Below are 241 nucleotides of genomic sequence, written 5' to 3'. Positions count from 1 at the left end.
GCCGCGCGCATGCGTTGCGCGCGTGCCCTGGCCGATGATGATCGCGGAGACGATCGGAATCATCGGGTACGAACACGGCAGCAGGCTCAACACGACGCCTGCGACGAAATACAGCGCGACGATCGTGAGGAAGCCGTGCCCCTCGAGCAGCGATTGAGCGAAATCCGCGATGGTGACCTTGTCGAACCAGCTGCCCGATGCGGCCGCGCCGTCAGCCGCTGCGGCCGCGCCGAGCGCCGCG

The 241-nt window shown here is 68.0% G+C and carries 1 pseudogene; it reads right to left on the bottom strand.

What is annotated here, in order from left to right:
- Nucleotides 1–241: pseudogene (locus tag SB786_RS37480) on the bottom strand (thiol:disulfide interchange protein); the annotation flags it as partial.

This window comes from Burkholderia sp. SIMBA_062 (genome assembly GCF_046534765.1).
Taxonomy (GTDB): Bacteria; Pseudomonadota; Gammaproteobacteria; order Burkholderiales; family Burkholderiaceae; genus Burkholderia; species Burkholderia ambifaria.
The sequence above is the reverse complement of the archived record's forward strand: the minus strand, read 5'-3'. Positions and strand labels throughout refer to the sequence as shown.